This is a genomic window from Duganella guangzhouensis, assembly GCF_009674535.1.
Lineage (GTDB): Bacteria > Pseudomonadota > Gammaproteobacteria > Burkholderiales > Burkholderiaceae_D > Rugamonas > Rugamonas guangzhouensis.
Genome location: NZ_WKJK01000005.1, coordinates 184,334 through 202,536, shown reverse-complemented (window position 1 = coordinate 202,536; position 18,203 = coordinate 184,334). Strand labels below are relative to the sequence as shown.

Here is an 18,203-nt window from a genome sequence, read left to right as displayed (position 1 = left end):
CTCTTACACAAACACCTTGCGCTGAATTTCAAGCAGATCCTCCATCAAAGGATCTTTTGTCAGAGCGTACTTGCGGAACAGTCCAACGACAGTCTCCAGAGTCTCCAGGTGCGGTCTAAGGAATTTGCGCCGCACCTCTTTGTCCTCGGCCTGATGATCGATGCAACGGATCGCCCAGCGAAGCGTTTTGGCTATCTTCTGCAGGTTTGCAATGCCTTTTTGCCTGCTTTTATTGGACCTCAGTAGACCTTCCGTTTCCTCGATAGCCTCGGGAGAGCCCCACGACTGTTTGTTCGCCATGAATCCCCATCCGCGTAGACCGTGGTGTGAAAAGTGGCGATACAGGGTTTGCCGCCCTTGGGATAGTCGAATAGCTCGGTTTCTCGAACCTCGCCGTTTCCCTTGTTATAACCAGGTGCCTGGCTGATTTTTCGGGTCGTCGTATCGGGCATGTTCTTGCCGGACAGTTGCGACTCATCCACCCGATATTGGTCAAGCACCTTTCCGTCAGTGCTCATCGTAACGGTATCGAACTTATCTCCATCCCATAGTTTGCCATCGCGGCGTTCTGAGTTATAGGCTGGACTAATCTGCTTGTCGCGGATCGACCGACGCGGCACAGATACCGATCCAAGCAAGTCCACATGATACTTGCCATCCACACGCCACATGTTCTTGACTTGCGGCTCACCGGAGGTTGGCAACTCCTGATCGGCGGGAATTTTGTCGCCGCTGCACCAGCGCGCGCTGGCGATTGTCCACGATAAACTTGCCCTGCCCAGGTGCCTGCATGGCGCGTTGGGCGTGCTCCGCTCTTTTATCAACACGAGAATACATAAGCTGTCCTCCTGAACGAACGTCCTGCCAGAGGATACACCGCTTTCTACTTGAGCTCGTGTGCGATTGGGAGGATTGACCCCGGATTGGGGCGGGTGATGCGTTGCCACAGGTAGATCGACACCACCACGGTCAGGAAGCCGGTCAGCACGTCCATGACGTAGTGGCCGCCGAATTTGGGCGTGGCGAGGATCATGCTGATGTTGGCGATCAGGATCGGCCAGAAGATGCGGGTGTGCCGGAACGCGCAGGTGAATAGCACCGCCAGCACGGTGTGGTAGGACGGGATCGAGATCAAGCCTTGCAAGGCGGTCGGGTCGATGTGGCGCAGCGCGCCGGAGCGCAAAGGCTCGAAGTCGCTGAGGGCGGACATGTCGACCGCCAGCTGCGCGGCGTTGTACTTGCCCGCACCCGCCGCCGGATAGAACCAACTGCTGACATGCGTGATGATCATGCTGACCACCATGCCACCGCAAAAATCGGACAACTGCGTGAAGCGCCGCGTCAGCGACAGGTACACCACCATCAGCGGAAACTGGATGATGAAGCTTTTGTAGGCGTACTTCAGCCACAGGTCGGCCCACGCATGCTGCTGGATCCAGCCGCAAAAGGCCACCCAGTCGAAGCCTAGCATCAGGTCCCAGCGCGCCAGCGTGGCGTCCACCAGCGGAGCATCGGTGGTCACCAGGAAGTAGCCCAGCGCGGCGGAAAAATTACTGAACACGATCAGCATCACGTAGGTGAACAGCATGCTGCGCACGCGATGGCTACGCCAACAGCGCGGGAACACCAGCGGTGTCAGGAACGACAGCACCACCGCCAGCAACACCGCCGCGCGCTCGGGAGCGTGCAGTCCCCAATGCGCCTGATGCCCCCATGCCAGCATGATGACGAGGTAGAGCGTCGACACCACGGCCAGCGCTTTCAATCCTCGATAGTCCGGCTCTGGAAAAGTCGCGCGCTCCACGGGCGTTGCTTCAGTCGTTGCGCATCTGCGCCTGGGCGACGTTGCTGCCCGGCGGGACGCCCTGGGTCAGCCACACGTTACCGCCGATGGTGGAGCCGGCGCCGATGGTGATGCGGCCCAGGATCGTGGCGCCGGCATAGATCACCACGTCGTCTTCGACGATGGGGTGACGCGGTACGCCTTTGATCAAGACGCCCTGCTCGTCGGCTGGGAAGCGTTTGGCGCCCAGCGTGACGTGCTGGTACAGCCGCACGCGCTGGCCGATGATGGCGGTCTCGCCGATTACCACGCCGGTGCCGTGATCGATGAAGAAGCTGGCGCCGATCTGCGCCGCCGGGTGGATGTCGATCCCGGTCAGCGAATGGGCGATGTCGGATATCAGACGCGCCAGGAACGGCGAGCCTAACGAGTGCAGGCTGTGCGCCAGCCGGTAGTACAGGATGGCGATAGTGCCCGGATAGCACAGCATGATCTCGGCCACCGAGGTCGCCGCCGGGTCGCCGGAAAACGCCGCCTGCACGTCGGACACCAGCAGCGCGCGAATCTGCGGCAGGCCAGCCGCGAACTGGCGCGTGATGTCGTGCGCTTGCCGTGTCAGCGCTTCCTCGTCCGGAATCGCCTCCTCGGCCGAGAACTGAAGGCCGCGCCGCACCTGTTCGGCCAGCCGATTCAAGGTGGTGTTGAGGGTGTCGCCGACGAAGAAGTCGATGCTTTCGTCGGTCAGGTTGGGCCGGCCGTAATGGGTCGGGAACAACACCGCCTGCAAGCCGTTGACGATGGTGGTCAGCGCCTCGCGCGATGGCAGTTCACGCACCCGCCCGTGGTGACGGATATTGTGGGTGGCCTCGCGCGATACGCGCAGCTGTTCGATCACGCTGGACAGATTCCAGTGCGATGGCTTGACGGTGGTGGCGTCAAAGGTATCTCTAGTCATAATGTCTCGAATTCGAAAAACGCGGGCGTGACAGCCCACTGTAAAGCATAAACCTGGCGCCCGCACGGCCCAACGAAGAATTGTAGCGTTTCTTATGCGACAAGCGTATATCGCGTAAAATGCCGGGTCCAACGAACAATACGCTATTCATGAATATTTTGCTGACGCTGCTGTTGGCCGGCCTTTCCATGGTCGGTCCGCTGGCCATCGATACCTATCTGCCGTCCTTCCCGGCCATCACCCACGCCTTCGACGCCAGCCCGATGGTGGTGCAGCAGACGCTGTCCATGTTCCTGTTCTGCTTCGCTTTCATGATGCTGTTCTACGGGACGCTGTCGGATTCCTTCGGCCGCCGCCCGGTCATTATTATCTCGCTGGTGGCGTATATCGTGGCTTCGGTAGTGGCGGCGCTGGCGCCGTCCATCGGCGTGCTGCTGGGCTGCCGCATTGTGCAGGGTCTGGCCGCCGGCGCCGGTTCGGTGGTGGGTCGCGCGATTGTGCAGGACCGCTTTTCCGGCGCTGCGGCGCAGAAGATCCTGTCGCATATCATGATGGTATTCGGTCTGGCGCCGGCGATCGCGCCGGTGTTGGGTGGCTGGCTGCAAGTCAGCTTCGGCTGGCGTTCGATTTTCTGGTTCCTCAGCGCCTTCGGCATTCTGATGCTGCTGTCGGTATACCGCGCGCTGCCGGAAAGCCTGCCGGTCAAGGACCGCCATCCCTTCCATCTGGGCGTGATCGCCAAAAATTACTGGAAGGTGCTGTGCCACCACCACTTCCTGCTGCTGGCGGTGGCGGTGGGCATGAGCTTCGCCGGCGTGGCGCTGTACATCGGCTCCGCCGCCTACTTCGTGATGAACATTCTGCACCTGCCGGAAACCGCGTTTGCGTGGATGTTCGTGCCGCTGATCAGCGGTATGGTGATCGGCTCCGCGCTGTCGGGCAAAGTCGCGCACCGCTACTCGCGCAAGCAGCAGGTGTGGCTTGGGTTTGTGGTGATGATCACCGCTGGCATTATCAACGTCGCCTACAACAGCGTGTTTGTGGCGGCGGTGCCGTGGGCGGTGATGCCGCTGTTTATCTACTCGTTCGGCCTCGCGCTGGCGATGACGCCTGCCACGCTGATCGCGCTGGAGTACTTCCCGAATAACAGCGGGCTGGCGTCGTCGATGCAGTCATTTATCCAGATGCTGCTGTTTGCGCTGGTGTCTGGCCTGGTGGCGCCGCTGCTGTTCGACAGCGCGCTGAATCTGGCCTGGGGCGTGCTGGCCAGCCTGTTGGTCAGTCTGGCGGCCTGGGTGCTGGCGCAGATCGGCAAGCCGGTCATCCACGACTGATTCAGGGCCAGGGCGCGGGATTCAGGTCGACATACTGCGCCCCGCCCTGCTCGGGTTCCGGTTCGCCGGCCGGTCGCGACGGCGCCTGCGAGGGGTTGCGCAAGCCGAGGATCTCCTTGCGCGACTCCACAAAATCCGCGCTGCTTAGCGGGTTTTCCCGGTCCGGCCAGTTTTCCACCGCCCACGCCTGCAACTGCTCGAAACGCTGCCACAATTCGCCGATGAAGCGGCGGCGTGCATCTTCGTCATCCATACGGCCTCCCTCTGTGTGAGGCCAGTGTGCGGCCTGGCGACGGTGGCGTCCGTGCGCAAGATCACCCCGAACATGTAAAATGGTGCATTCAACTATTTGAATTACCCGAATGCGCCTCACCTCTTTTACCGATTATTCGCTGCGCACGCTGCTCTACCTGGCGGCCAATCGGGATCGACTGGTTACCATCCAGGACATCGCCGATCTGCATGTGATATCAAAAAACCATCTGATGAAGGTGGTGTATCAGCTAGGCCTGTCCGGACTGGTGGAGACGGTGCGCGGCCGTAATGGTGGCCTGCGCCTGGCCAAGGAGCCGAAAGACATCAACATCGGCGCGCTGGTGCGCACCACCGAGACCGATTTCTTCATGGCCGAATGCTTCGACCGCGAGCACGATACCTGCCCGCTGACCGGCGACTGCAAGCTGAAATACACGCTGAACGCGGCCACCCAAGCCTTCCTGAATGTGCTGGACCAGCAGACGCTGGAAGATATGCTGCCAACCGCCGAACCGGCGACCAAGCCGGTTCGCATCGTACGCAAAGCTGTCTAGCTAACGGGTTGCGGCCCGCTGTTGCGCCTCGCCCAGCACGCGCAGGAAATTTCCGCCCCATAGTTTTGCGATGTCGCGCTCGGAGTATCCGCGCCGCAGCAGTTCGACGGTGACGTTTTGCGCTTCACCTTCGTTTTGCCAGCCCTCCACGCCGCCGCCGTGATTGAAGTCCGACGCGATGCCGACGTGGTCGACGCCGATACGCTTGGTGGCATAAGCAATCGCATCCACCAGTTGCGCTACGGTCGCCGGCGCAGCTTTAACGCCCTCCGGCGCCTTGCGCAGGTAATTGCTGAAGGCGACCACCTGCACCACACCACCATTCTGCTTGATCAGATCCAGCTCCTCGTCGCTGAGATTACGGGGCGCATCGACGATCGCTTTGAGACCTGAGTGGGTCGCCACCACCGGTGCCTTGGTCAGACTCAGCACCTGCTTGAGTGCCGGCGTGGTCAGCTGCGAGACATCGATCAGGATGCCCAGCTGATTCAGGCGGGCCACGCCTTGCTTGCCGAGATCCGACAGACCACCGTTTTCGTCCGGCCTATCGTTGAGGGTCTTGCTCGGACGGGATGAATCCGACCAGGCATTGTTGCCGGCATGGGTGTAGCCCAGCACCCGCACGCCACGCTGGTACCACACGTCGAGCTGGCCCAGGTCGGCGCCGAGCGGATAGGCGTTCAAGACGCTGATCAACACCGCAAACTTTCCTTGTCCCGCAATCCGCTGCACATCCGCCGGCGTGTACGCCAGCGCCGCCTTGTCCGGATTATCTTCGGCGAATGCCTTGATCAGTTGGTATTTCTTGTCGGCGTCCTGCTGCGCTTTGGCGTAGCCCTCCGCAGTCCTCGGACCTTGTGGCACGAATACCGCCAGCGCCGCGCCCTTCAACTGGCCGCGTGCCACCTTGGGCAGGTCGATCTGTGTGTTGCCATCCGCCGCAGCGCCCGGGTAATCGAACGGCAGGTCGACATGGCTGTCAATCGCGATGATACGCTGGTGGATTTGGCGGGCTTGCTCCTCCAGCGTGCCATCCGCCGCGCCGGCATTTACGGCGCCCAGCAGCAGGCCTGCTATCAGGCCGTACAGTATTTTGTTCATTCAGTGAACTCCTTAAATTAAGCCTATCAGGCGGCCCGCGATAATGGTTGCGAACCATGTCAGTACCGTGAGCGCGGCAACCGTCCGTACCGGCGCGGCGTTATTCTTTGCGCCGTACAGCAGCCATGTCTGAGCCAGCGTAATGAAGATCAGCAGCACCAGTTTCGTTTTGAATACCGGGTTCGCCCAAAACTTCAATACATCGGCAGTGAACAGCCACAAGCCACTGAGCAAGCCGACGCTCAATCCGGTCAGCAAATACGGCTGCAGGTTTTTTGCGATATTCGCCGCCGAACTGGCGCGCAGACCGATGCCGACCAGGCGCAAATCCAGCACCAGCGAGGTGCCGAATGCCAGCGCGAGACTGAGCAAGTGGATGCTCATGACGGCGGCGAAGATCCAGGGATCGGCTTCGTTGAAAGCATGGGCGACCGAGGTGTGCGCCAGCCATTCGATGAGCGCTGGATGAGTATGAACAGACATCGTGGGCTCCTCAGATATAAAACGCGATCAGACGGCCCGCGATCAGCGTCCCTGTCCATAACAGCAGCGAGGAAGCCCCGGCGAATCTGGCTTGCCAGGGCAGCGCCGGCGCACTGCTCCATTGCGCATGGCGCGAGAAGTTGTAGTGCCAATAGCCGATGTTCAGCGCGGCCAGGATCAGCAGCCCCGCCTTGGCTTGCAGCACCGGGTTTTCCCATATCCTGCCCGCCTGCGGCAAAAACAGGCCAATACCACTGGGGATGGTGAGCAAGGCACCGACTACGGTGATCGGCAAGACTTGCTTTTGCAGCGTATCAAGCCCGACCTCGGGAAACGCGAAGCCGAGCAAGCGCAAATCCACCACGGCGATGCTGCCCGCCAGCAGCAGCACGCCAACCACGTGTATCACATCCAGCGCGTTAAACAGATTGAGCGATTCACCAATGATCTGGCTGAGCGGCAGCGCGGCCAGTTCTTCAAAAAACACACCAACAGGCATTACGTCCCTCCTTAGAACTTGTAATTCAGGGTTGCGGCATACTGCGTGCCAAGGTCGGCGCCCAGCGGTCCGCTGATGTCGAAGGCATACAGATACTGGGCCTTGGACGCGTTGGTGCGCGAGATGTCCGGCACGCGTCGCGCGCGTTCGTTGAACAGATTGAAGGCGGAGACTTTGGCGTCGAAGCCGTGTCCCAGGTTCCAGCCCAGCGTCAAGTCAGTGGTCCAGAGCTTGCCGGCGTTCCATTCTCCGGTGGTGGGCAGGCCCAAGGCGGCGTTGTCGGCGTTGGTCCAGAAGCGGCGCAGTTTGCCTATGCGGGTTTCAACCACATTGACGAAGAAGGCACCGCTTTTGTAATTCAGGTTGAAGATTTGCTTGTCCCGTGGCGCGAGATACAGCGTGCTCTGTTGATTGGTGAGCGACAAGGTGGTGATGTTCGGCAGTCCCTGCAGCTTCGCTGGAATGCCGGAAATGCGTGTGAAGGCGCTGGTGTTGAAGTTCGCGGCGAAGTTCCACTTCAACACGCCATCGCCCAGCCGGTGCTTGCCGTCGATGGTCAGGTCCAGGCCGCGACTGCGGACGTCGCCGACATCGGTGAAGTAATGCGCCGTCAGGCCATTGCCTTGCTGCGGAATCGCCAGCCCGGCGGCAGTAAAGTAGCTTTGCAAAATCGCCAGCTGCGCCGGGGTCAGCACCGCGCCGGAGGCATCGCGGATTTGGCCATCGGCGTTGGTGTGATCCAGGCCGACCGACGCCGAGGTGCCGAGGGTATGCTTCACTTCAGTCTGATAAAAGTCGACCGCGTAGTTGAACTGGGGCGAGATGTCGCCGGTGATGCCCAGTGTGAAACCAGTTGCCTTTTCCGGTGCCAGCGGCACCGCGCCCAGAGCGATGCCTGCCGCCGAGTCCGGCCTGACCAGCGACGAGATCAGGCCGTTAGGACGTCCGGAGGTATTGCTGAACGAAACGGTCTGCAGCGCTGGCGCGTGGAAGCCATTGCTGGCCGTGCCGCGAATGGCGAACGCCGGGCTGAAGTCGTAGCGCGTCGACAGCTTGCCGATCGCTCCGCTGCTGCCGAAGTCCGAGTAATGCTCGCCGCGCAGGCCGCCGTCGAGGAACCATTCTTTGGTGATATTGGCGCCCGCGCCGACATAGGCGGAATAGCTATGGCGCTTGGTGTCGGACGCATCACGCGGCAGATAGCCGGGCAGCGATTGCGCGCCGCCGCTGCCGCTGCCGCCGTCGCCAGGGATCACGCCGAGATAGGCGTTGGGCTCGCCGGGTTTGAGTTGGCTATGTTCCTGACTATATTCAACACCGGCGGACAAATTCAGCGGTTTGGCGGTCCAGCCAGTGTCCACACTGCGGGTCAAATCCAGCGTGTTCGACCAGAGCGAATAAGCGTTCTGGCCGATGTAGAAATCGGTTTGCCCGGCCGATGCGGGCAGCGCGTAGTTGGCGGAGTCCACCGTGTAGACATCGACCTTGTCCTTGCCGTAGTTGGTGCTCAAGTCCCAATTCCAGCCGCCCAGGACGCCACGCAGACCGGCGACCAATTGCGCTTCATGATCAGAGGTGGATTCCTTGGGCGTGAAGCCGTCGGGATAGAACGCGTACCAGCCGTTGGTGCGGGCCAGCGTGCTGCTATAGATGGAATACGGGCTACGGAAATTCTGCGCCGAATAAGTGCGCCGGTCGGCATAGGTGCCGAAGCTGTACACAGTCAGCTCGCGGCTCAGATCATACTCACCATTGAAACCCGCGCTGGCGTTTCTGACGTCCAGTTTTTGCCCGCTGTTCTTCCACGGCGCACTGTCGCGCGACGCTTCCTTGGGATTCGGCGTGGTCCCGGCAGGCAGCGAGTTGTTGGCGCCAAGCGTGGTGGACAGCGTGCCGTCGGCCTTCACCGCAGGGTAATACAAATAGTTCGGATTCAAGGGTGAGCTGCGGATCGCCGGCTTCTGTTTGCTCAGTTGCGCGAACAGGCTGACGAAGCCGCTGTCGCCCAGTGCCACGCCCTTGTCAACGGCAATGCTGCCGTTCTCGCCGCCGCCCTTGAAGGTGGAGCCGCCTTTGACGCTGACGCCGCCACTTTGCGCGTTGTGTTTCAAAATCACGTTGACGGTGCCGGCAATCGCCGACGAGCCGTACAGGGCCGATGCGCCATCACGCAGGACTTCGACGTGATCGACCGCGCTGGTGGGTATCAATCCCAGGTCCACGGCGGCCGAGCCGGCAAAGCCGTTCTCGCTGACCACGGCGGTGGTGTTGCGGCGCTTGCCGTTGATCAGTACCAGCGTGTAGGCTGGCGACAGATTGCGCTGCTGCACGCCGAGCACAATGCTGCCCAGGTCGGGCTGTGGCGATTGCCCAGGCAGATTGAAGGACGGCACCAGCGCCACCAGGGCGCCGAGCAGATTGTCCGAGCCGCTGTTGGCCAGATCTTCCTGCGTCAGAACATCGATGGGCGAAGCGCTATTCTCTACGGTACGTCCACTGACGCGCGAACCGGTGACGACCACCACATTCCCCTCCTCGCCCGGCTCCGCCGCTTGCGCGGGAGCGGCCAGAGCCAGGGAAACCGCCAGAGCCAGCGCGGTTAAAGGTACGTTGTGGTGATCTCTTTGCTTTGAACTCATCTCGGTGCTTTCAATTGTCAATAACGAAAGCCCGATTTTCCATGCGGCACACATCACTGTCGAAGAATAAAACCTCACACCGATATACGCTCCGGCAGCGTAAGCTAATTACAATCGTGATCAGACACTGACTCAAGCACCGGCGGGCTTCTGCGCATCGGCAGGCTTGCTGTCACCAGGGCCGCCATCGCCATCAGTGCCGCCATTGATCACGCGGCCATCCGGCAAGGTCACGACACGGCCATCAATCAAACGCACGCCGGCCTTCTTGACCAGGTAGCCGTCCACAATCAGCGTGTCGCCAATTTGCACATCACCTTTTTTGAAACCGCGACGTGACAGCGCGCCCGGTCCCGCGCCCTCCACCGCCCAACTGTTGGTGACACCCTTGCTGTCGACCACGTCGAGATGGAAATAGCTGTGCGGGTTGGTCCACTCGATTTTGGTGAGCGTCCCTTTCAGGCGGATCGGCTTATTGGCATCGAACAGCGCGGCAAATGAGTGGTGAGCGGATGCCAGCGGGCCAATGGACAAAGCCGCCAGCACCAGCAGCGCGCGGGGAAAAATTTTCTTCAAGGTGAACTCCAATCGCTAATTAAGTGGGTGCAGCTTACCCGCAAATATGCCCCCGACCAAACGCGCACTTATGATATGGATATGCAATAAGCTTATTGGACGGCAACTCAGCTTGCTGGCAAATTACGCCTTCCATAAATCACCTTCCCAAGAGAACCCAATGCCTCTTCGAATCAATCCGCTGCATATGGCGGTTGGCTTGGCTCTATCCGCGGCAGCCTTGTCGGCCTATGCGCAATACCGCGATGAAGCCAAGCCCGATAGCATCACCAGCAAGTCTGAAAAAATTTGGCTCGGCACGGAATACACCGGCAAGCCAGCAAGCACACCGCGTGATGCCAAAGGCAAACCTCTTCTCAACGGTTATTGGAAGCTGCTGCATGAAGCCAACAAGCCGGACGGAAATCTGGCGAAGGATTTACCGAATTTCCAGCTGCCCTACACAGCAGCTGGCAAGGCCGCATTGGCCGCCAATACCAAAATCGTCGATCCGGAAGCGCGTTGCATCGTCACCGGTATCCCGCGAACTTTGACTGCGGTGCTGCCGTTTGAAATTCAGCACAACGGCGTGCGCTTCGCCAGCTTCCATCAACTGGGCTGGCATCGCCTGGCATGGCTGGACGGCCGCAAGCCGGCGGCGGACCCCGACCCGCGTTATACCGGCAACGGCATCGGCAGTTGGGAAGGCGATACGCTGGTGATTCGTTCGCATGCGTTCAAGGACAGCAGCGATGGCAGGGTTTGGGCGGACGACAATGCCAATCCCATCAGCAGCGACGCGGTGCTGGTCGAGCGTTGGACGCGCCCGGATTATCAGCACCTGAATCTGGAATTCACCCTGACCGATCCGAAGTACTACAGCAAGCCAATCAAGTATTCGCGCAAGTTCGTACTGGCGCCCGAGGGCGAAACGCTGAAGGAATTCTCCTGCGAATGGAACACCTACTGGGTCACCACGCAGCTTGAGCCCGGACCAGGCAAGATCGGCGTCGATGGCAATCGTTACTTCGGGCCGGACAAACAAATCGTGCCGGATTGGCCGTTGGGCGCGGTGGACGATGATGGTCGCGGCACCGGCTACTGGCTGTATCGCAAAAACAAACCGAAACCATCGGATCTGCCACCCAAGCCGGAGGCCAAGTGAACAGTATGAATACGGAGATCAAGTGCATGACGTGGGCGAAGAGTGTCTTGTTGTTGAGCGTGCTGGCCGCGTTGGGTGGCAACGCGCTGGCGCAAACCCGGCCCGCCGCCACGCGTCCGGCCGCAGCGGATAACGGCGATGCGGAAACCGAAATGTTCAAGCCGTTCATCTACAACGGCCCGCCGGTGGCGACGCCACGTCTGTTGGATGGCAAGCCGGACTTGAGCGGGTTCTGGCAAGGGGTGCGTGAGAAAGGCGTCCCTGGCGGGAATCATGGCAAGGACCAGCCTGGCTTTATTTTGCCGCTGAGCGAAAAGGGCAAGCGCGCGATGATCTATTCGCAAAACCATGCGCCGGACCCGGAGGCGGTCTGCATCAATGGCGGCATTCCGCGCCACAATAGCAGCGGGCTGCCGTTTGAGATCTTGCAGACCACCGATCGCTTCAGCACGCTCTATCACTACACCACGCACCGTTCGGCGACGGTTGGCCCCAAGCGCGACTTGCCGCCGAAGGACCAGATTACCAAGACCTATTTCGGCACCAATGTGGCGTACTGGGACGGCGATACGCTGGTGATTGAAACCACCGGCTTGCGCGATTCTTCGTTCGAAAAAATCTGGCTGGATGAAAACGGCAACCCCACCAGCGATCAGACCAAAGTGATCGAGCGCTGGTCGCGTCCGGATTATCACCATCTGCAACTGGAAGAAACCGTGATCGACTTGAAGTATTACCGCGAGCCGTTCAAGTTCACGCGCAAGTGGAATTACGGCGGCGATGGCCGCGGCGTGGGTGAATACTCCTGCAATGAGAACAATGTGGAGCGCGAGCATATCGGACCGGGCGCCGGTGTGATCGGGCCGGACGGCGGCCGTGGTTTCGGCTACAACGCGCCCTTGCCTAAAACCCCACCTGGCCCGGACGCTTACGATTTATGACCATTCGACGTATGACAGGGCTGGCGGCGTTCGCGCTGCTGGCGGCCTGCAAACCGCAAGCGGAGCCCGCACCGGTGACTGCGCCGCCGTACGCGGCACAGATCACGCTGCAGGATACGATGAACCACATCATTGATCCGGAGGCGGACGTGATCTGGCATGCCACCGGCACCGTCTCCACCACGAAGGGCGTGGTCGAGTACTCGCCTAAAACCGATGAAGACTGGGAGGCGCAACGCCGCGCGGCATTGCGTCTGCTGGAAGCCAGTAATGTGCTGCTGATACCTGATCGGATAGTGAGCCAAACGCCGTTTGAATCGGCCGGTCCCGGTGTCTACAGCTCGGCGGAGGTGCAGCATCAGATTGATGCGAATCGCGCCGCCTTCAATGCGCTGGCCCTGAACCTGCGCGCCGCGTCGCAACGGCTGCTCGCGGCCAGTGACAAGCGCGATGTGGCTTCGCTGCTGGAATTGGGCGACGCTCTGGATCAGGCGTGCGAGGCTTGCCACAAAACGTTCTGGTACCCGGCTGAAAAAGTCCCGCGTCCGCCGGCGAGACCACCGTCGCCGTAACGCTTATGCCGCATCCTGCCGCAGCTGCGGCAGGGACGCCATCAGGTCGGAGAAGCGCTGGCCCTGGATCATCACGTGCTCGCGCAGCAGATGCGCGGCCAGTTCACCGTCGCCTTCAAGGATGGCTTTAACCACGCCATCATGCTCGTGATACGAATTGGCCAGGCGATTACGCACCCGCAGTTGCAGGCGGCGGTAAGGACGCAGCCGGCGATACAGCGCGCGCGTCTGCTCGATCAAAAACTGATTGTGGCTGCCGGCGTAGATCGCCTCGTGAAAAATCTCATTCTGGTAGTAATAGGCATCCGGCTCCTGCGCTTCCAGCGCGGCCTGGCAAGCCTGATGCGCCATCAATAAAGCCTTCTGCTCTTCCGGCGTCATGCGGCGCGCTGCCAGACGGCCGCAGGTCGCTTCCAGTTCCGACATCACCTCGAACATCTCCACCAACTGCTGCGGTCCCAGCTCGGCGACGATGGCGCCACGGCGCGGCCGTATCACCACCAGTCCCATTGACGATAGCTGTATCAAGGTTTCCCGTATCGGCGTACGCGACACCCCAAAGCGCGTGGCCAGTTCGGTCTCGTCCAGATGCTGGCCGGGCTTGAGCTCGCCGACGGCGATCAATTCTTCGATCTGTTCGCGGAGGGTAGCGGAGTGGGTCGTCATGAGGCTCATTATAACGCTTGACAATGTATTCGCAACCGCTATTCTTGTATACACAAACAAGTTGATTGCATATCGAATGCGATAACGATAATATTTCCCGACATCAACCCCTTGGAGGACGTATGACTGTTACCACCCGCAGGACCGCACTAGCATCCCTCGCAGCACTGGCAGCCAGCCCCCTGTTGTCGCTACCGGCCTGGGCCCAGACCGGGCTTAAGATCTCGCACCAGTTCCCCGGCGGCACCGTGACCGAAGGCGATTTCCGCGACCGCCTGACCCGCATGTTTGCGGCCGAAGTCGAAAAGCGCTCCAAGGGCGCGCTCAAGTTTTCCATCTATCCCGGCTCTTCGCTGATGAAGACCAATGCCCAGTTCTCGGCCATGCGCAAAGGTGCGCTGGACCTGTCGCTGGTGCCGCTGTCGTACGCCGGCGGCGAAGTCCCGGAAGTGAACATCGGCCTGATGCCAGGCCTGGTCACCTCCTACGACCAAGCCTACAGCTGGAAGAACGCGGAAGTGGGCAAGGAGCTGAATCGCATCCTGAACGAAAAAGGCATCATCATGGTCAGCTGGATCTGGCAGGCCGGCGGCATGGCCTCGCGCACCAAGCCGGTGATCGATCCGGGAGACGCCAAAGGCATGAAGATCCGTGGCGGCTCGCGCGAAATGGACCTGATGCTGAAGGCCGCTGGCGCCGCCGTGGTGACGCTGCCGTCGAATGAAATCTACGCCGCCATGCAGACCGGCGCGATGGAAGCGGCGCTGACCTCCTCCACCTCGCTGATCTCGTTCCGCCTCGAAGAAGTATCGAAGGCGCTGACCACCGGCCGTGCCGGCTCCTACTGGTTCATGCTGGAGCCGCTGATGATGTCCAAGGCCATATTCGACCGTCTGCCGAAAGACCAGCAGCAGTTGATCCTGACCGTGGGCGCCGAGCTGGAAGCCTTCGCGCTCAAATCGTCGAAGGAAGACGACCAGCAAGTCGCCACCGTCTACCAGAAAGCCGGCGCCAAGGTGGCTGACATGAATCCCGCCGCGCTGAAAAAGTGGCAGGCCATCGCCCGCGCCACCGCCTGGAAGGACTACGGCGAGAAAAACGCCAGCTGCGCCAACCTGCTTAAACTGGCGGAGAAAACGCTGTGAGCCACGGCGTAGAACTGCAGCCGCCGCGCGGCCCGGCGCCGCCGGACAATGCCATCGTCGCGGCACTGACAGCGGCGCTGGACAAGCTGAATCGCCTGCTGATGACGCTATCGATGATCGCGCTGGTGCTGACCGCTCTGGTGCTGACTTACTCGGTGGTGTCGCGCTACTTCTTCCAGGCGCCCACCGACTGGCAGGATGAAGCGTCGGTGTTCATGCTGGTCGGCGTCACCTTCTTCTGCACCGCCTACGTGCAGTACCACCGTGGCCACATCGGCATCGAGGCGCTGGCCGGCTTGCTGCCGCGCCGCGTCAACGCGGTGCGCCTGTTCATCGTGGACCTGGTGTCGCTGCTGTTTGTCGCCTTCTTCACCTGGAAATCGTGGCTGCTGTTCCATGAAGCCTGGGTCGACGGCCAGACCACCTCCTCGACGTTTGCGCCACCGCTGTGGATACCCTACTCGATGATGGCCGCCGGCATGACGCTGCTGACAATGCAACTGCTGCTGCAAACCCTGGCCCGTCTCACCAACAAAGCGGAGCGTGCGGCATGAGCGATCTGACCTTGGGCGCGCTGTACGGCGCCGTAACGCTGGTGGTGATGTTCTCCGGGATGCCGATCGCATTCGCGCTGGGCGTGGTCGCCACCGGCTTTATGTACTTCTTCATGCCGCCCTCCTCGCTGGACACGATCACGCAGAACGTCTACGAAGAGATGGCGTCGATCACACTACTGTCGATTCCGCTGTTTATTCTGAAGGGCGCGGCCATCGGCAAATCACCGGCGGGCAAGGACTTGTACTCGGCGATCCACACCTGGATGCACAAGATCCCCGGTGGTCTCGGCATCGCCAACGTGTTTGCCTGCGCGCTGTTCGCCGCCATGGCCGGTTCGTCGCCGGCCACCTGCTCGGCCATCGGCTCGGCCGGCATCCCTGAGATGCGCAAGCGCGGCTACTCGCCGGGCTTCGCCGCCGGCATCATCGCGGCCGGCGGCACGCTGGGCATTCTGCTGCCGCCATCGATCACCATGATTCTGTATGCGGTGGCGGCCGAGCAGTCGCTGGGCCGCTTGTTCCTGGCCGGGATAGGTCCAGGCATCCTGTTGGTGGTGCTGTTTGCCGGCTACGCCGTCTACCGCGCCCGCAAGGAATACCATCTGGCGCTGGACATCTACCAGAAAGGCGGCGAGAAATCGGCCTATCTGGAAGACGAGCATTTCACGCTGAAGGAAAAAGTGGAAATGCTGCCGCGCGTGCTGCCCTTCATCGTGCTGCTGATCGGCGTGATGGTGGCGCTGTACGGCGGCTTCGCCACGCCATCCGAAACCGCCGGCCTGGGCGCGCTGTTGGCGTTGGTCCTGCTGGCCGTGATCTACGGCGTGTGGAAGCCGAAAGACCTGTCGCCGATTCTCGGCTCGTCAATCCGCGAATCCACCATGCTGCTGCTGATTATCGGCATGTCGCTGCTGTATTCGTACGTGATGAGCTACCTGCACATCAGCCAATCGGCCGCCGCCTGGGTGGTCAGCATGCACCTGTCGAAATGGGTGCTGCTGGCGGTGATACTGTTGATGGTGGTGGTGTTCGGCTTCTTCCTGCCGCCGGTCTCCATCATCCTGATGACGGCGCCGATTATCCTGCCGCCGCTGCGCGAAGCCGGCTTTGACCTGATCTGGTTCGGCATCGTGATGACGGTGGTGATGGAGATGGGGTTGATCCACCCGCCAGTGGGACTGAATATATTCGTCATCAAGAACATCGCGCCGGACATTCCTTTGAAGGATGTGATCTGGGGCGTGTTCCCCTTCCTGCTGCTGATGGTGCTGGCGGTGCTGCTGCTATGCTTCTTCCCGTCCATCGCCACCGGCCTGCCTGACATGATTATGGGAGCTAAATAAATGTCCTGGAACACCTTGCAGCAAAATCGCGATGCGCGACTGCAGCGCGCCCGCGCGGCACTAGGCAACTCGCTGGACGGCAAAAGCCTGCCGGCGGTGCGCATCGCCGATCTGCTGCATGCGGTCGTCGAATGCGGCGACCGCGTTTGCCTCGAAGGGAATAACCAGAAGCAGGCCGATTTCCTCGGCCATGCGCTGGCCAATCTCGATGCGGCGCGCGTCAACAACCTGCACATGCTGCAGTCAGTGCTGGCGCTGCCGGAGCATCTGGATGTCTTCGAGCGTGGCGTCGCCTCCAAGCTGGACTTCTCGTTCTCCGGCCCGCAGGCGGCGCGGGTGGCGCGGCTGGCGTCAGCCGGCAAGCTGAATATCGGCGCCATCCACACTTACCTGGAGCTGTTCAGCCGCTACTTCATCGATCTGCCGCCGCGTGTTTGTTTGATCGCGGCGGAGGCGGCGGACCGTCACGGTAATCTGTACACCGGCCCGAACACCGAGGACACGCCGGCCATCGTGGAGGCGACCGCGTTCAAGCAGGGCATCGTCATCGTCCAGGTGAACAAAGTGGTGGACACGGTGCCGCGCGTCGACGTGCCGGGCGATTGGGTCGACTTCGTGGTGCAGTCGCCACGCCCCTACTATATCGAACCGCTGTTCACGCGCGACCCGGCGCAGATTTCGGAGATTCAGGTGCTGATGGCGATGATGGCCATCAAAGGCATCTACGCTGAATACGAGGTGCAGCGCCTGAATCACGGCATTGGCTTCGACACGGCGGCCATCGAGCTGCTGCTGCCGACCTATGCGGAGTCGTTGGGCTTGCGCGGCAAGATCGGCAAGCATTGGGCGCTGAATCCGCATCCGGCGCTGATCCCGGCGATTGAGGCGGGCTTCGTCAGTTCGGTGCACTCGTTCGGTTCGGAGCTGGGCATGGAGGAATACATCCACGCGCGGCCGGACGTGTTTGCGATCGGCCCCGATGGCACCATGCGCAGCAACCGCGCCATGTGCCAGGCCGCTGGCCACTATGCCTGCGACATGTTCATCGGCTCGACTTTGCAGATCGATTTGCAAGGCAATTCGTCGACCGCGACGGCGGGCCGCATCTCCGGCTTTGGCGGCGCTTCCAATATGGGGGCGGATGCGCGTGGACGGCGTCATGCCAGTCCTGCGTGGCTCAAGGCGGGCGAACAGGCGCGCGCCGGCCGTAACACCATCCCTCGCGGCCAGAAGCTGGTGGTGCAGATGGTGGAGACCTTCCGCGAGCATATGCAACCGGCCTTCGTCGAGAAGCTGGATGCGTGGACGCTGATGGAGCAGGCCAAGATGGCGATTCCGCCGGTGATGATCTATGGTGACGATGTCACCCACATCCTGACCGAGGAAGGCATCGCCAATCTGCTGCTGTGCCGCACCGACGAGGAGCGCGAGCAGGCGATACGCGGCGTGGCCGGATACACGCCGGTGGGTCTGGGGCGCGACAAGCGCATGGTGGAGAATCTGCGTGACCGCGGCATCATCACCCGTGCCGAGGATCTGGGCATCGACAAGCGGCTCGCCACGCGCGACCTGCTGGCGGCCCGCAATATGAAAGACCTGGTGCGCGCATCGGGCGGTTTGTACAACCCGCCCAAGCGTTTCCGCAACTGGTAAGGA

General features: G+C 61.1%; 19 protein-coding genes. 9 read left to right on the top strand and 10 right to left on the bottom strand.

Annotation, left to right across the window (positions count from 1 at the left end; all coding sequences use genetic code 11):
• Nucleotides 1-3: 3 nt before the first annotated feature.
• From GJ699_RS11580 to epsC, 3 genes are all read right to left on the bottom strand, one after another.
• The gene (locus tag GJ699_RS11580; RefSeq protein WP_154376274.1) at nucleotides 4-300 is read right to left on the bottom strand and encodes a hypothetical protein; all 297 of its coding nucleotides are present in this window, start codon (nucleotides 298-300) and stop codon (nucleotides 4-6) included.
• 583 nt (nucleotides 301-883) lie between these two features.
• Nucleotides 884-1,765, bottom strand: a complete 882-nt coding sequence (locus GJ699_RS11575; protein WP_154376273.1) for a phosphatase PAP2 family protein — start codon at nucleotides 1,763-1,765, stop codon at nucleotides 884-886.
• A 49-nt stretch (nucleotides 1,766-1,814) separates the two neighbouring features.
• Nucleotides 1,815-2,738, bottom strand: coding sequence for a serine O-acetyltransferase EpsC (gene epsC, locus GJ699_RS11570; protein ID WP_154376271.1), 924 nt, complete (start codon nucleotides 2,736-2,738; stop codon nucleotides 1,815-1,817).
• A 149-nt stretch (nucleotides 2,739-2,887) separates the two neighbouring features.
• Here epsC and GJ699_RS11565 point away from each other — a divergent pair, with 149 nt between their 5' ends.
• On the top strand, nucleotides 2,888-4,072 hold the full coding sequence (locus tag GJ699_RS11565) for a multidrug effflux MFS transporter (protein WP_154376269.1): 1,185 nt from the start codon (nucleotides 2,888-2,890) through the stop codon (nucleotides 4,070-4,072).
• Nucleotide 4,073: 1 nt separating this feature from the next.
• Here GJ699_RS11565 and GJ699_RS11560 read toward each other — a convergent pair whose 3' ends face one another.
• On the bottom strand, nucleotides 4,074-4,325 hold the full coding sequence (locus GJ699_RS11560; protein WP_154376267.1) for a hypothetical protein: 252 nt from the start codon (nucleotides 4,323-4,325) through the stop codon (nucleotides 4,074-4,076).
• Nucleotides 4,326-4,434: 109 nt separating this feature from the next.
• Between GJ699_RS11560 and GJ699_RS11555 the strand changes: the two genes are divergently transcribed.
• Nucleotides 4,435-4,881 carry an RrF2 family transcriptional regulator gene (locus GJ699_RS11555; protein ID WP_154376265.1) on the top strand — a complete coding sequence of 149 codons (447 nt, stop codon included), beginning with the start codon at nucleotides 4,435-4,437 and terminating at the stop codon, nucleotides 4,879-4,881.
• Here the strand turns inward: GJ699_RS11555 and GJ699_RS11550 are convergent, their stop codons facing one another.
• From GJ699_RS11550 to GJ699_RS11530, 5 genes are all read right to left on the bottom strand, one after another.
• Nucleotides 4,882-5,982: a dipeptidase gene (locus GJ699_RS11550; protein WP_154376263.1), complete on the bottom strand. Its 1,101-nt coding sequence runs from the start codon at nucleotides 5,980-5,982 to the stop codon at nucleotides 4,882-4,884. It lies immediately after the preceding gene.
• A 12-nt stretch (nucleotides 5,983-5,994) separates the two neighbouring features.
• A complete protein-coding gene (locus tag GJ699_RS11545; RefSeq protein WP_154376261.1) occupies nucleotides 5,995-6,465 on the bottom strand; it encodes a DUF6644 family protein in 471 nt (156 codons plus the stop codon).
• 10 nt (nucleotides 6,466-6,475) lie between these two features.
• Nucleotides 6,476-6,964, bottom strand: coding sequence for a hypothetical protein (locus tag GJ699_RS11540; protein ID WP_154376259.1), 489 nt, complete (start codon nucleotides 6,962-6,964; stop codon nucleotides 6,476-6,478).
• Nucleotides 6,965-6,975: 11 nt separating this feature from the next.
• Nucleotides 6,976-9,603, bottom strand: a complete 2,628-nt coding sequence (locus GJ699_RS11535; protein WP_195763522.1) for a TonB-dependent receptor plug domain-containing protein — start codon at nucleotides 9,601-9,603, stop codon at nucleotides 6,976-6,978.
• A gap of 132 nt (nucleotides 9,604-9,735) precedes the next feature.
• Nucleotides 9,736-10,179: a DUF6152 family protein gene (locus tag GJ699_RS11530; protein ID WP_154376255.1), complete on the bottom strand. Its 444-nt coding sequence runs from the start codon at nucleotides 10,177-10,179 to the stop codon at nucleotides 9,736-9,738.
• A gap of 160 nt (nucleotides 10,180-10,339) precedes the next feature.
• Between GJ699_RS11530 and GJ699_RS11525 the strand changes: the two genes are divergently transcribed.
• Genes GJ699_RS11525 through GJ699_RS11515 form a run of 3 tightly spaced genes read left to right on the top strand, consistent with a single transcriptional unit; the run spans nucleotide 10,340 to nucleotide 12,836 of the window.
• Nucleotides 10,340-11,323: a hypothetical protein gene (locus GJ699_RS11525; protein WP_154376253.1), complete on the top strand. Its 984-nt coding sequence runs from the start codon at nucleotides 10,340-10,342 to the stop codon at nucleotides 11,321-11,323.
• Nucleotides 11,324-11,349: 26 nt separating this feature from the next.
• Nucleotides 11,350-12,264, top strand: a complete 915-nt coding sequence (locus GJ699_RS11520) for a hypothetical protein (protein ID WP_154376250.1) — start codon at nucleotides 11,350-11,352, stop codon at nucleotides 12,262-12,264.
• Complete coding sequence (locus GJ699_RS11515; RefSeq protein WP_154376248.1) at nucleotides 12,261-12,836, top strand: cytochrome c; 576 nt, start codon at nucleotides 12,261-12,263, stop codon at nucleotides 12,834-12,836. Before GJ699_RS11520 ends, GJ699_RS11515 begins: the two co-directional genes overlap by 4 nt.
• A 3-nt stretch (nucleotides 12,837-12,839) precedes the next feature.
• On the opposite strand, the gene GJ699_RS11510 is transcribed toward GJ699_RS11515, so the two are convergent.
• Nucleotides 12,840-13,502, bottom strand: coding sequence for a GntR family transcriptional regulator (locus tag GJ699_RS11510; protein ID WP_154376247.1), 663 nt, complete (start codon nucleotides 13,500-13,502; stop codon nucleotides 12,840-12,842).
• Between the two features lie 122 nt (nucleotides 13,503-13,624).
• On the opposite strand from GJ699_RS11510, the gene dctP reads away from it, so the two are divergent.
• Genes dctP through mdcA form a run of 4 tightly spaced genes read left to right on the top strand, consistent with a single transcriptional unit; the run spans nucleotide 13,625 to nucleotide 18,200 of the window.
• Entirely contained in the window at nucleotides 13,625-14,647 is a 1,023-nt protein-coding gene (gene dctP / locus GJ699_RS11505; protein WP_154376245.1) for a TRAP transporter substrate-binding protein DctP, read from the top strand.
• A complete protein-coding gene (locus GJ699_RS11500; protein WP_371867534.1) occupies nucleotides 14,644-15,201 on the top strand; it encodes a TRAP transporter small permease in 558 nt (185 codons plus the stop codon). Before dctP ends, GJ699_RS11500 begins: the two co-directional genes overlap by 4 nt.
• Nucleotides 15,198-16,547, top strand: a complete 1,350-nt coding sequence (locus GJ699_RS11495; protein ID WP_154376243.1) for a TRAP transporter large permease — start codon at nucleotides 15,198-15,200, stop codon at nucleotides 16,545-16,547. The genes GJ699_RS11500 and GJ699_RS11495 overlap by 4 nt, the downstream gene beginning before the upstream one ends.
• The gene (mdcA, locus tag GJ699_RS11490; RefSeq protein ID WP_154376241.1) at nucleotides 16,548-18,200 is read left to right on the top strand and encodes a malonate decarboxylase subunit alpha; all 1,653 of its coding nucleotides are present in this window, start codon (nucleotides 16,548-16,550) and stop codon (nucleotides 18,198-18,200) included.
• Nucleotides 18,201-18,203 lie beyond the last annotated feature (3 nt).